This is a genomic window from Streptomyces sp. NPDC093261 (assembly GCF_044753645.1).
Classification (GTDB): domain Bacteria; phylum Actinomycetota; class Actinomycetes; order Streptomycetales; family Streptomycetaceae; genus Streptomyces.
Genome location: NZ_JBIVNO010000001.1, coordinates 1,274,237 through 1,286,960, shown reverse-complemented (window position 1 = coordinate 1,286,960; position 12,724 = coordinate 1,274,237). Strand labels below are relative to the sequence as shown.

The 12,724-nt window shown below is 71.7% G+C and carries 12 protein-coding genes and 1 riboswitch; of the genes, 8 read left to right on the top strand and 4 right to left on the bottom strand.

Annotated elements, in window-relative coordinates:
* Positions 1–25: 25 nt before the first annotated feature.
* The gene (locus ACIP94_RS05795; protein WP_402420002.1) at positions 26–1,048 is read right to left on the bottom strand and encodes an HNH endonuclease signature motif containing protein; all 1,023 of its coding nucleotides are present in this window, start codon (positions 1,046–1,048) and stop codon (positions 26–28) included.
* Between the two features lie 141 nt (positions 1,049–1,189).
* On the bottom strand, positions 1,190–1,657 hold the full coding sequence (bcp, locus tag ACIP94_RS05790; RefSeq protein ID WP_402419999.1) for a thioredoxin-dependent thiol peroxidase: 468 nt from the start codon (positions 1,655–1,657) through the stop codon (positions 1,190–1,192).
* A 165-nt stretch (positions 1,658–1,822) separates the two neighbouring features.
* Here bcp and ACIP94_RS05785 point away from each other — a divergent pair, with 165 nt between their 5' ends.
* The 3 genes from ACIP94_RS05785 (at position 1,823) to ACIP94_RS05775 (ending at position 3,057) form a co-directional block, all read left to right on the top strand.
* On the top strand, positions 1,823–2,161 hold the full coding sequence (locus ACIP94_RS05785) for a DUF3618 domain-containing protein (RefSeq protein ID WP_402419996.1): 339 nt from the start codon (positions 1,823–1,825) through the stop codon (positions 2,159–2,161).
* A gap of 43 nt (positions 2,162–2,204) precedes the next feature.
* A complete protein-coding gene (locus ACIP94_RS05780) occupies positions 2,205–2,546 on the top strand; it encodes a co-chaperone GroES (RefSeq protein WP_055495260.1) in 342 nt (113 codons plus the stop codon).
* Positions 2,547–2,645: 99 nt separating this feature from the next.
* Positions 2,646–2,704, top strand: a riboswitch (guanidine-III (ykkC-III) riboswitch).
* A gap of 32 nt (positions 2,705–2,736) precedes the next feature.
* Positions 2,737–3,057, top strand: coding sequence for a DMT family transporter (locus ACIP94_RS05775; protein ID WP_402419992.1), 321 nt, complete (start codon positions 2,737–2,739; stop codon positions 3,055–3,057).
* A gap of 39 nt (positions 3,058–3,096) precedes the next feature.
* On the opposite strand, the gene ACIP94_RS05770 is transcribed toward ACIP94_RS05775, so the two are convergent.
* The gene (locus ACIP94_RS05770) at positions 3,097–5,556 is read right to left on the bottom strand and encodes a transglycosylase domain-containing protein (RefSeq protein ID WP_402419989.1); all 2,460 of its coding nucleotides are present in this window, start codon (positions 5,554–5,556) and stop codon (positions 3,097–3,099) included.
* Between the two features lie 203 nt (positions 5,557–5,759).
* Between ACIP94_RS05770 and ACIP94_RS05765 the strand changes: the two genes are divergently transcribed.
* From ACIP94_RS05765 to ACIP94_RS05750, 4 genes are all read left to right on the top strand, one after another.
* Entirely contained in the window at positions 5,760–6,560 is an 801-nt protein-coding gene (locus ACIP94_RS05765) for an ABC transporter permease (protein ID WP_402419986.1), read from the top strand.
* Positions 6,561–6,672: 112 nt separating this feature from the next.
* The gene (locus ACIP94_RS05760) at positions 6,673–7,614 is read left to right on the top strand and encodes an ABC transporter permease (protein WP_402420406.1); all 942 of its coding nucleotides are present in this window, start codon (positions 6,673–6,675) and stop codon (positions 7,612–7,614) included.
* A 7-nt stretch (positions 7,615–7,621) separates the two neighbouring features.
* Positions 7,622–8,623: an ATP-binding cassette domain-containing protein gene (locus ACIP94_RS05755; RefSeq protein WP_402419983.1), complete on the top strand. Its 1,002-nt coding sequence runs from the start codon at positions 7,622–7,624 to the stop codon at positions 8,621–8,623.
* A gap of 75 nt (positions 8,624–8,698) precedes the next feature.
* On the top strand, positions 8,699–9,616 hold the full coding sequence (locus ACIP94_RS05750; RefSeq protein WP_402420403.1) for a DUF1707 domain-containing protein: 918 nt from the start codon (positions 8,699–8,701) through the stop codon (positions 9,614–9,616).
* A gap of 41 nt (positions 9,617–9,657) precedes the next feature.
* Here the strand turns inward: ACIP94_RS05750 and ACIP94_RS05745 are convergent, their stop codons facing one another.
* Positions 9,658–10,989 carry an SGNH/GDSL hydrolase family protein gene (locus ACIP94_RS05745; protein WP_402419981.1) on the bottom strand — a complete coding sequence of 444 codons (1,332 nt, stop codon included), beginning with the start codon at positions 10,987–10,989 and terminating at the stop codon, positions 9,658–9,660.
* A gap of 242 nt (positions 10,990–11,231) precedes the next feature.
* On the opposite strand from ACIP94_RS05745, the gene ACIP94_RS05740 reads away from it, so the two are divergent.
* Complete coding sequence (locus ACIP94_RS05740) at positions 11,232–12,641, top strand: DUF445 domain-containing protein (RefSeq protein WP_402419978.1); 1,410 nt, start codon at positions 11,232–11,234, stop codon at positions 12,639–12,641.
* Positions 12,642–12,724: the final 83 nt, after the last annotated feature.

The following is a 12,724-nucleotide window of genomic DNA, read 5'->3' as shown; positions in this document are numbered from 1 at the left end:
ATCTTCCTGTGCCGCTTCGTGTCGTTCAGTGTACGGGGGAGTCCGGACGCCTCGCGGCGCGCCCGCGTTTCCGGCGGCACCATGTTGCCGTCAGTGCATGGCAGTTCGGGCACAGGTACCTCAGGTTCTCGATGCGGTTGTCCAGCCAGTCACCGTTGATGTGGTCGATCTGGAGGGTGATGGGCTGCCCCAGCCACTGTCCGTGGTTTCCGCATGACACGCACCGGTAGGGGACGCCCGCCTCCTGGAGGGCCACGTGCAACCGGGTGCGGTTGGGGCGTGCGGAGCCGGCGGGGAGGACCGTCAGCACCGGCTCCGGTGCGGGCGAGCGCCGGCCCGTCTGCGAGGCGGCCCAGGGGCGCCGTACGAAGTGGCTTGTGTCCAAGCCGAGTTGGGTGGCCCTGCGGCGGACGCGCCGGTGGTTCGTGTGGTTCACCTCGAGCTCGAGTACGCGCATGACGTCGGCGTAGCTCGTGGCCCCGGCCACGGCCGAGCGCAGCGCGTCCTCGGGGATCGCCAGGCGGGAATGGCGGAAGTGGGAGGTGTCGACGTTCCACTCCCGGAACATCCGCCCCAGTGCGGCACGCGACCGGCTGTCGTCGGGGACTTCGAGGATCCTCGCCGCCCCGCGCACACTCCGGGCGGAGGCGGCCGCGCTCCGCAGCTCGTCCTCGGTGAACGGGAGGTCCAGGTGGGGGCGGTCGATGCCGGGGAAGTGGCTGATGTCGATACCGGCCGCCGTGATACGGCGCCGGATGTGCGCGAGGGTGCCGGTCGCGGGCGTGGCACCGAGTTTCAGCGCGACCTCCCGTAACGTCGTGGACGATGCTGCCGCCGCGGCGATCGCGGCGTCGGGGTATCTGCGCCAGGGGCTGCGCCGCTTGAAATGGCCGGTGTCGATCCCGTGGGCGGCGACCCGTTGCTGGAGAACGCGCCGCTGTCCGCCGCTCGGTTTGAGGCCCAGGTGGCGCATGAGGTCGTTCCAGGTATGACAGCGGGCCACGGCCGCCGCCAGCGTGTCTCGGTCATACGGCCCCGTGGCCGTCATGTTCCCTCCGTATCCGGCCGCGCGTTCGCCGCCTCGTACGGAGTAACGAACCGTTTATCGGACAGTCACGCCCTGTGTGCGCAACGGCCCGTACCGGAATCGCCGGTACGGGCCGCTCCGCTCCAGCGGAGGGCGAGGTCCCTAGACCCCCAGATCCTTGATGACCTTCGCCACGTGCCCCGTCGCCTTCACGTTGTACAGGGCGCGCTCGACCTTGCCCTCCTCGTCCACGATCACCGTGGAGCGGATGACGCCGACGACCGTCTTGCCGTACAGCTTCTTCTCGCCGAACGCGCCGTAGGCCTCCAGGACCTTCTTGTCCGGGTCGGCGAGCAGGGTGACCTTCAGGTCCTCCTTCTCGCGGAACTTCGCGAGCTTCTCCGGCTTGTCGGGCGAGATGCCGATGACGTCGTAGCCGGCGCCCGCCAGCAGTTCGAGGTTGTCCGTGAAGTCGCACGCCTGCTTGGTGCAGCCGGGGGTGAGCGCGGCGGGGTAGAAGTACACGATGACCTTGCGGCCCTTGTGGCCGGCCAGGGAGACCTCGTTGCCGTCGGCGTCCGGGAGGGTGAAGGCGGGTGCGGTGTCGCCGGGCTGGAGTCGCTCGCTCATCGTCGTTACCTCACAAGCAGGGGGCGGTTACCCGACGAGCCTAATCCGCCTCCGGCCACTCCCGAGGGGTGCCGATGGGTACGTTCGGCGAGGAGCTGACAGACTGTCGACCACAGATACAGGAATTGCACGGAACACGTCGCAAACGACCACGGAGGAAGCGCGGTGGCGGACACGTCGAGCACACCGGACACCAGAACTCCGGCAGAGATCGAGGCGGACATCAAGCGCCGCCGCGAAACGCTGGCCGAGACGCTCGACGAGATCGGCGTCCGGGTGCACCCGAAGACGATCGTCGGGGACGCCAAGGCCAAGGTCGTCTCCCATATCGACAACACGCTCGGGCGGGCCTACGTGAGCGCGAACCGGGTCGTCGGCGAGGTGAAGGGGCAGCTTGTCACGGAGGAGGGCGCGCCGCGCCTGGAGCGCATCGTGCCCGTGGCTCTGGTCGTGGTCGGGGTCGTGGGCCTGCTCGCCCTCGGTGCCCGGCGGCGCAAGGGCTGACCCGGCCGCGCACGAAGCCGTCGGAGACAGGTAGGTTCGGGGCGTGAGCGAGAAGACCCACCACGACAAATTGCCCATCCGGATGCTGCACGACCGCGTGCTGGTGCGGCAGGACGCCGCCGAGGGCGAGCGCCGCTCGGGCGGCGGCATCCTGATCCCCGCGACCGCGGCCGTCGGCCGGCGCCTCGCCTGGGCCGAGGTCGTCGCGGTCGGGCAGAACGTACGGACCGTGGAGCCCGGCGACCGGGTTCTGTTCGACCCGGAGGACCGGGCCGAGGTCGAGGTGCGCGGCACCGCGTATGTGCTGATGCGTGAACGCGATCTGCACGCCGTGGCCGCGGACCGCTTCGAGGGGTCGGAGGACTCCACGGGGCTGTACCTGTAGGCCCCTGGCCTGGCGGCCCCCCGGCCCGCGCGAGCGGCGGGCGAAAGGGGCTGGTGACCCTTGTCATCAGCCCCTTTCGCCTGTTCTTCGCTACGGTGGGCGGACCCGCGAGGGACCCGACGAGACGCGCCGTACCGGGATCGCAAAGACGACGCACCCCCTGTTGATCACCGGAACACGAGGTGCCCCCATGGCGTGGGTCCTGCTCGTCCTCGCCGGCCTGCTCGAGGTCGTCTGGTCGGTCGGTATGAAGTACACCGACGGATTCACCCGCCTCTGGCCGAGCCTGGCCACCGGCGCGGGCATCGTCGCCAGCATGCTGCTGCTGTCGTACGCCGCCAGGTCCCTGCCCATCGGTACGGCGTACGGCGTCTGGGTGGGCATCGGCGCGGCCGGCGCGGCGGTCCTGGGCATGACCGTGCTCGGCGAGCCCGCGACCGCCGCGAGGATCTTTTTCGTGGTGCTGCTGCTGGTGGCCGTGGTGGGGCTGAAGGTGACCTCGGGTCGCTGACCCCACCCGTCGGCGGCGACGACCGCCCGGCTGCCCCGCTCAGAACCCCATGCCGCCCGTTGTGCCGCCCGGCCCGGAGGCTCCGCCGTCGCCGGTCGTCCCGCCGGCCCCGGTCGTGCCCCCGTCGCCGGTCGTACCGCCCGTGCCCGTGGTGCCGCCGGTGCCGGTCGTCCCGCCGTCCCCGGTGGCGCCGGTGTCCGTGGTGCCGCCCGTGCCGGTGGTGCCACCGGTGTCCGTGGTGCCGCCGGTCCCGCTGGGGCCGCCGGGACCGGTCGGGCCGCCGGGGCCGGTGCCGCCGCCAGTCTGCCCCCGGGTCTGGCCCTGGTTTTGCCCCTGGTCGCTCTGGCCGCCCGTCGTGCCGCCGTTGCCCTGGTCGCCGGTGGTGCCGGAGGGCTGGTCCGTGGGGCCCGTGGAGGGTTCCAGGGTCTGGTCGGCGCCGGCCTGGAGCCGGAGGTCGAAGTCGTTGGCCGGCTTGCCCTTCAGCGCCTCCTTGGTGAACTGGGCCCAGATCTGCGCGGGCGCGCCGCCGCCGTTGATGCGAGGCAGGCCCATGGCGCCGTACAGGGGCTTGTGGGCGGCCGTGACCGGGTCCTGGCCCATCACGGAGACCACTGTGGCGAGGTCGGGGGTGTAGCCCGCGAACCAGGCCGCCGTGTCCTCCTCCGCGGTGCCGGTCTTGCCGGCGGCGGGGCGGCCCGCGGCGAGGGCGTTGGTCGCCGTGCCGTTCTGGACGACGCTCTGCAGGACCGAGGTCGTGGTGTCGGCGGCCTCGCGGCTGACGGCCTGGCCGGTCTTGCGTTCGGGCAGCGGGACCACGTCCTGACCGTCCTTGGTGATCTTGTCGATCAGGGTGTACGCGCCGTGCTCGCCGTGGTTGGCGAGCGTCGCGTACGCCTCCGCCATGTCCAGGACGCTGGCGGTGGCCGTGCCGAGCGCGATGGACGGGTAGGGGTTCAGGTCCTTGGTGCCGGAGGGGATGCCGAGGTCGACCGCGGTCTGCCTGACCTTCGCCGGGCCGACGTCCACGGCCATCTGCGCGTACACCGAGTTGACCGACTTGTCGGTGGCGCTGCGCACGGTGATGTCGCCGTAGGAGTGGCTGTCCTCGTTCTCGGGGGCGTACACGCCGCCGGTCCAGCCCTGGACGGGGCGCTGGTTGGTCCCGTCGTAGACGGTGTTGGGCGTGATGGGGCGGCCGTCCTGGGTGCGGGAGCCGTTCTCCACGGCGGAGGTGAAGACGAACGGCTTGAAGGTGGAGCCGACCTGGAAGTCGCCGCGTGTGGCGTTGTTCGTGTACTGCTTCACGTAGTCGATGCCGCCGTACATGGCGAGGACCTTGCCGGTGTGCGGGTCGACGGCGGCGCCGCCCGCGCGGACGTAGGTGTCGACCTTGCGGTTCTTCGTGTCCAGCTTGGACATGAGCTGGTCGTCGACCGCGCTGACGAAGGCGTCCTGCTTGCTCTTCTGCAGGGTGGTGGTGATGCGGTAGCCGCCGGCGGCGAGCTGGTCCGAGTCGACGATCTTGTTCTCGAGCAGATAGTCCCTGATCGCGTCGAGGAGGTAGCCGCGCTGGCCGGACAGGCCGGTGGAGGCGGTGGCCTCCTTCGGCATGGGGAACTTCATGCCGGCGCGCTGGGAGCCGCTGAGCCAGCCCTTCTTGACCATGCCGTCGAGGACGTAGTTCCAGCGGGCCTCGGCCGCGCCCTTGTTCTCCGGGTGCGCGACGACGTCGTACTCGCTGGGCGCGTTGAGCAGCGCGGCGAGGTAGGCGCCCCTGGCCGGGTCGAGGGCCACGGCGTCGACGCCGTAGTAGGCCCGGGCGGCGGCCTGGATGCCGTAGGCGTTGCGGCCGAAGAAGCTGGTGTTGAGGTAGCCCTCGAGGATGTCGTTCTTGCTCTTCTCGCGGTCCAGCTTGATCGAGATGAAGAACTCCTTCACCTTGCGGGTGATGGTCTGTTCCTGGCCCAGGTAGTAGTTCTTGACGTACTGCTGGGTGATCGTGGAGCCGGACTGCTTGCCCTTGCCGGTGGCGGTGTTCCAGCCGGCGCGGACCATCGCCTTGGGGTCGACGGCGGACTCGCTGTAGAAGTCGCGGTCCTCGGCGGCGAGCACGGCGTGCTGGGCGTCCTTGGAGATCTGTGCGAGGCCGACGTTCTCACGGTTGACCTTGCCGTCGCGGGCGATCTCGGTGCCGTCCGCGTACAGGTAGACGTTGCTCTGCTTGGTCGCCAGCGCGTTGGCCGGTGGGATCCTGACCATGGAGTAGCCGAGGGCGAACAGGCCGAGGAGCAGCAGGATCCCGACCACGCAGGTGCCGAGCACCATCCGCCAGGTGGGCAGCAGCCGGCGCCATCCGGTGCGCCCGGGCCGCTTCGGCCTGTCGCCGGACCCGGGCTGCGGACCCGTGGCCGCGGGCCGCGGGTCCAAGGCCGCGGGCCGTGGCGGCTGTGTGGTCGCCACGCCCTTGCTGCTCTGCTGCGGCTGCGGCTCGTCGCTCATTGTGGTGCCGGACTCCCGTTTCGCGTCGTACGTTCCCGTACGCCCTCATACGCCATGTGCGCCCCCTGATGAAGACTGTCGCACCAACTGTTCCGTTCCCGGTACGCCGGAGCTGCCGCAGCGGAAAAACGTGTGGTACGCCACTCCCTCCGCGCGCTAGGCTCCTGCGCTTCGCTCCGGCACGCGTCGAAGGAGGTTCTGCCGTGGGGACAGGGCGGCTGTACGCCGCTGTCGCCGCCGGTGGTTTCCGGCGGTACGCGACCTACCGGACCGCGACCGCGGCGGGGGTGTTCACCAACACAGTCTTCGGATTGATCTTGGCATACACCTACCTTGCCCTGTGGCACGAACGGCCCCATCTCGGGGGGTACGACGAGGCGCAGGCGTTGACGTATGTATGGGTCGGGCAGGCGCTGCTGATGACCGTCTCGGTGATGGGCGGCGGCTTCGAGGACGAGCTGATCGAACGCATCCGCACCGGCGACGTCGCGATCGATCTGTACCGGCCCGCCGACCTCCAGCTGTGGTGGCTGGCCGGGGACCTGGGCCGGGCTTCGTTCCATCTGCTGGCACGGGGCGTGCTGCCGATGGCTGCCGGCGCGCTCCTCTTCCCGCTGGCCCTGCCCTCCCGCCCGCTGGTCTGGGTGGCCTTTCTGGTCGCCGTCCTGCTGGGCGCGGTGGTCAGCTTCGCGATCCGCTTCCTGGTCGCGCTGAGTGCGTTCTGGCTGATGGACGGGGCGGGTGTGGCGCAGATCTCCTGGATCACGGCCCTGTTCTGCTCGGGGATGATGCTGCCGCTGAACGTCTTCCCGGGCGCGCTCGGCGAGATCGTGCGCGCCCTGCCGTGGGCGTCGCTGATCCAGGCGCCGACGGACGTCCTGCTGGGCACGGCGGACCCGGCGGCCGTCTACGTCCGCCAGCTCGCCTGGGCCGTGGTGCTGCTGACGGCCGGGCGGATGCTCCAGTCCGCGGCGACGCGCCGGGTGGTGGTGCAGGGTGGCTGAGGAGACGGACGAGGGGACGTACGAGGGGACGTACGAGAGGGCGCGCGGGGGGACGTACGAGGTGACGTACGAGAGGGCGCGCGGGGGGACGTACGAGGGGACGTACGGGGACATGCGCGGGCAGACGTACGAGGGCGTGGACGCGGGGGTGAAGGTGGGAGCGGACGTCGCCGTGGGCGCGTACGCCGACGGGGCCGGTGGAGGCCGGGGTCCCCGGCCCCTCCGGCGGGGCGGGGAGACGTACGGCCGGGTGCGCGAGGGACTGCGCGCCTACCGGCTGATCACCGCGATGTGGATCCGCTCCACGATGGCCTACCGGGCCTCGTTCGTGATGACCACGCTTGCCAACCTCGTGGCGACCGCGCTGGACTTCGTCGCGATCCTGCTGATGTTCTCGCGGGTCGACGTCCTCGGCGGGTACCGGCTGCCCGAAGTCGCCTTCCTGTACGGCCTGTCGGCGACCGCGTTCGGGCTCGCGGACCTCGCGATCGGCTCCATGGACCGGCTGGGGCGGCGGGTGCGCGACGGCACGCTGGACACCCTGCTGGTGCGTCCCGCGCCCGTGCTGGCGCAGGTCGCCGCGGACCGCTTCGGGCTGCGCCGGCTCGGCCGGGTCACCCAGGGGGCGGGCGTCCTCGGGTACGCGCTCACCGCGCTCGACGTCGACTGGACCCCGCTCAAGGTGGCGATGATCCCGCTCATGCTGCTCAGCGGCGGCCTGATCTTCGGCGCGCTGTTCGTGGCGGGCGCGGCCTTCCAGTTCGTCGCGCAGGACGCCGCCGAGGTGCAGAACTCCTTCACCTACGGCGGCCAGACGCTGTTGCAGTACCCGCCCGGCGTCTTCGCGAAGGAACTGGTGCGCGGGGTGACCTTCGTGCTGCCGCTCGCCTTCGTCAACTGGCTGCCCGCGCTGTACGTCCTGGGGCGGCCCTATCCGCTCGACCTGCCCGCCTGGGTCGCCTTCGCCCCGCCCCTGGTGGCGGCGGGCTGCTGCGCGGCGGCGGGACTGGCCTGGCGCGCGGGACTGCGTTCGTACCGGAGTACGGGGAGCTGAGGAACTCATGGACGGTGGCCTGACGGAGGGCGGCGGCTTGGCGCGGGACGGCGGCTTCATCGAACTGGACCGCGTGGAGAAGGTCTTCCAGGTGCGCAAGCGGACCGGTTTCCTCAGCAGCGAGCGACGGCAGGTACGGGCCGTCGACGGGCTCTCCTTCACGGTGGGGCGCGGCGAGATGGTCGGCTACATCGGGCCGAACGGCGCCGGGAAGTCCACCACCATCAAGATGCTGACCGGGATCCTCACTCCGAGCGCCGGCCGGCTGCGGGTCGCCGGGATCGACCCCGCCCGTGAACGGCTGCGGCTCGCCCGGCGCATCGGGGTGGTGTTCGGGCAGCGGACGACCCTGTGGTGGGACCTGCCGCTGATCGACTCCTACCGGCTGATGCACCGGATGTACCGCATCCCGGACGCGCGGTACCGCGAGAGGCTGGACCGGCTCGTCGGACTACTGGATCTGGAGAGCCTGTTGGACGTTCCGGTGCGGCAGCTCTCACTGGGGCAGCGGATGCGCGGGGACATCGCGGCGGCGCTGCTGCACGACCCGGAGGTGCTCTATCTCGACGAGCCGACGATCGGCCTCGACGTGGTCTCCAAGGCCAAGGTCCGCGCGTTCCTGCGGGAGTTGAACGCCGAGCGCGGCACAACGGTGCTGCTGACCACGCACGACCTCCAGGACATCGAGCGGCTCTGTTCGCGGGTCATGGTCATCGACCATGGGCGCCTGGTGTACGACGGTGCGCCGGCCGCCCTGCACGAGGTGGGCGACAGCGAGCGCACCCTCGTGGTCGACCTGGAGCGGGAACTGCCGCCGATCGAGGCGCCGCCCGCACGCGTGGTGCGCGTCGAGGGGCCGCGGCAGTGGCTCGCCTTCCCCGCGTCCCGGTCGGCTGCCCCGCTGGTGGCGTGGATCGCGGCGGAGTATCCGCTGGTGGACCTGTCGGTGCGGGAGCCGGACATCGAGGAGGTCATCGCGCGGATGTATGCCGAGAGGACTTCGGCGTAGTCCGGCGTGCGGGGACCTCGTAGGCTGAGGCCCATGACCGACGCTGTGTCTTCCGGGGGACGTGACGATCAGCGGCTGACGCCGCGGGTTTCCGGGGCCCCCGCACCGGATCTCCGTGCTTCCGACGCCGACCGTGAACGGGTCGCCGAGGTCCTGCGGGACGCCCTGGCGGAGGGCCGTCTCGACATGGGGGAGTTCGAGGAGCGGCTGGAGGCGACCTACCGGGCGCGGACGTACCGCGAACTGGAGCCGATCACTCGCGACCTGCCGGCCGCGGGCGTCGTCGCCCCGCCGGTGTCCCTGGTCAAGGAGCCCGTAGTGAGCGGGAGTTGGCGGGATCGGGTCGTCGGCGGCGAGGGGTCGTCCTCGTGGGCGGTCGCCGTCATGTCCGGGTTCCAGCGCAAGGGGCGCTGGACGGTGCCCCGGCGGTTCAACTGCTTCGCCTTCTGGGGCGGCGGCGAGATCGATCTGCGCGAGGCGAACTTCGCGGACCGCGAGGTGGAGATCAACTGCGTGGCGATCATGGGCGGGATGAATGTGATCGTGCCGCCGGGTGTCGAGGTGGTCGTCCGCGGTATCGGGATCATGGGCGGCTTCGACCACCGTGAGGAGGGCGCGCCCGGCGATCCCGGCGCGCCGCGCGTGATCGTCACCGGGTTCGCCTTCTGGGGCGGGGTCGGTGTCGAACGCAAGCTGACCCGGGCCGAGCGGCAGCGGCTGAGGGAGGAGCGGCGTCGGGAGAAGCTGGACCGCAAGGCCGCGCGCAAGGAGCTGAACGTCTCCCGTCACGGGGGCCCGAAGGGTCTGGAGGGGCTGCTCGACGCTCGTGAGGCCCTGGAGGAGCACCTCGACCTGCTGCGCGAGCACCGCGAGGAGCGCCGCGAGCGGCACGAGGAGCGCCGGGAGATGAACCGGGAGCGGCGGGAGACGTACCGCGAGCGCCGGGAGGCCCGCCGCGAGGAACGCGACCGCGGCCGTTACCGGGACTACTGAGCGGGGCCCTGGCCCACGGGGGAGGGCCGGGCCGGCCGCCGTCACAGCCGCGCCGGTGCCGCGCCCTTCAGCGAGGTCAGGTCGAAGACCTCCGCCATCCTGGCGAAGCCCCGGTCGCTGGGGTGGAGATGGTCGCCGGAGTCGTAGTCGGGGCGCAGCCGGCGCGGGTCGTACGGGTCGCGCAGCGCCTCGTCGAAGTCGACGACCGCGTCGTACACCGTGCCCGACCGGATCCGCGCGTTGACGGCCTGCCGCACGCGCTCGCGGTCGGCGCGGTAGCCGCGGTGGCCCTCGAACGGCATCAGGGTCGCCCCGACGACCTTCAGCCCGTGTGCGTGCGCCCGGCGGACCAGGGTGCGCAGGCCCGCCGTAATCCGGTCGGGGTCGGCCCGGCCGGGATCGCGCAGGATGTCGTTGACGCCGAGGTCGACGACGACGGCCCTCACGTTCGTACGGGCCAGGACATCGCGGTCGAAGCGGCCGAGGGCGCTCGGGTTGTCGGCGGACCGGCCCGGGCCGCCGTCGGCCAGGACCCGGTTGTCGCTGATCCCCTGGTTGACCACGCTGTAGCGGGGCACGTCGTCGGATCCGGCCGCGCGGCGCAGCCGCTCGGCGAGGACGTCCGTCCAGCGGCGGTCGGCGCCCTCGGTGGAGGTGATGCCGTCGGTGATCGAGTCGCCGAGTGCGACCACGGTCCCGGCCGCCTCCTCGCTGAGCACGTCGAGCGCGGCCAGATAGCGCCAGGACGGGCTCTGCCCGGTGTACGCGGTGCCGCTCGTGTCCTCCGTGCGGTCGCCCCGTGCGGCGTACGAGATCTGGCGGGCGTGCCGATGGTGGGTGACCGGGCCCGACGGGGTGGGGGAGTACGTGGTCACGAGCACGTCCGAGTCGTGCGGGACGGCGATGGGCACGGCGTCGCCGACCGCCTGCCGGCCGGCGGGTATGACGACCGAGACGGCGCCGCCGAAGGTGAGCCGGCGCATGGTGCCGGCCACGGCCGCCGGGCCGCCCGTCCAGGCGAGGGCGATCGAGGCGTGGGTGACGGCCAGCGGCTGCCGTCCGTAGAGATTGGACAGCGTGATACGGGCACTCGTACCGCCGACGTCGGTGTGCACGACGTTGCGTACGGAACGTCCCGCCATCCCGTCCGTCACGGTGCCGGGTTCGGCGCCGGAGGGCGAGGCCGACCAGGTGCTCACCCAGGCGCCGACGGAGGCGGGGGCGGCGGGGCCCGGCGGGGCCGGACGGCCGGTGGCGAGGGTGCCGCGGCTGTCGCCGGCATCGGCCGCGGCGCCGATGTATATGGCGGCGGACAGGGCCACGATCACGGTGACGATGGCGGACAGCAGGGCATAACCGTGACGCCTGGTCATGCGGCGCGTGTCTCCTCGGGCGACGGGAGCCCGAGGCTCCGATGTTGATCACCTCATGATGCGTCACGAGGCGGGAGGGGGGGCGGAGGGGCCCTGACCGATCCCCGAGGGGAAACCCTGACGAGACCCTGAAAGGCCCCCGAGACTTCTCCAAGCGGACAGACGCCGGGAACTCTCGTTCCGTTCCAGGAGTCGGTCAGGAAGGGACAATGTGTAACGGAGGACACGATCGGGTGGAGCGGATGGAACGCACGAAACCGGATGGATCGGCGAGCTCCGGGCGGTCCGCGGGCGCCGGACCGTCCGCCGACGCGGGACCGGCCGTCGGCAGGGACGCCGCGAGGGGCGCCGCGGCCGCCGCGGGCCCGGCCGCCGTCCCGAGCCGGGCGATGACCGCCTTCAGCGCCGCCGACGAGGACAAGCGCCGGGGCGTGCGCCGGATGAAGAGCACGGCGACCGGCATGCTGCTGCTCGTGGCGCTCGTGTACACGCTCGCCACCTGGGCGCGGCACTCCGGCGCGGGCCCCTGGGCCGCATATGTGGCGGCGGCCGCCGAGGCGGGCATGGTCGGCGCGCTCGCCGACTGGTTCGCGGTCACCGCGCTCTTCCGGCACCCGCTCGGCCTGCCCATCCCGCACACGGCGATCATCCCGAGCAAGAAGGACCAGCTCGGTGTCTCGCTGGGCGAGTTCGTCGGGGAGAACTTCCTCTCCCAGGAGGTCGTACGGCAGCGGCTACGCGCCGTCGGCATCAGCAGCCGCCTGGGCGCCTGGCTCGCCCGCCCGGAGAACGCCGACCGGGTGACGGCCGAGCTGGCGACGGCTCTGCGCGGAGCCCTGACCGTCCTGCGCGACTCCGATGTCCAGGCGGTGGTCGGCGAGGCCATCACCCGCCGTGCCGATGCCCAGGAGATCGCGCCCGGCCTCGGCAAGATGCTGGAGCGGGTGGTCGCGGACGGCGGCCACAGACGGTTCGTCGACCTGATATGCGTCCGCGCCCACGACTGGCTCGTGCTGCACGACGACCAGGTCATGTCCGCCGTCCAGGGCGGCGCCCCGGGCTGGACCCCCCGGTTCGTGGACAAGAAGGTCGGCGAGCGCGTCTACAAGGAGCTGCTGCGGTTCGTCACCGAGACACGCGACTCGCCCACGCACCCGGCGCGCGGCGCCCTCGACCGGTTCCTCGCCGACTTCGCCACCGATCTTCAGTCCGACACCGATACCCGTGCGCGCGTGGAGCGGCTCAAGGGCGAGGTGCTGGGCCGCGGTGAGGTCCAGGATCTGATCGCCTCCGCCTGGACCGCGGTCCGCTCCATGATCGTCTCTGCCGCGCAGGACGAGCGGAGCGAGTTGCGGGTACGGGTGCGGGCGTCCCTGCTGTCGCTGGGCGGCCGCATGGCGAACGACCCGAGCACCCAGACCAAGGTCGACCGCTGGGTGGAGGGCGCGGCGGTGCATGTCGTGACGACGTACCGCAAGGAGATCACCTCGCTCATCACGGACACGGTCGCAAGCTGGGACGCCGGGCACACCACGCGGAAGATCGAGGCGCATATCGGCCGGGACCTGCAGTTCATCCGGATCAACGGCACGGTGGTGGGCTCGCTCGCGGGACTGCTGATCTACACGGTGTCGCGGGTGCTCGGGGGGTGAGCCGAGGGGCGGTGTCGCGGGTGCTCGGGGGGTGAGCCGAGGGGCGGTGTCGCGGGTGCTCGGGGGGTGAGCCGTGGGCCGGT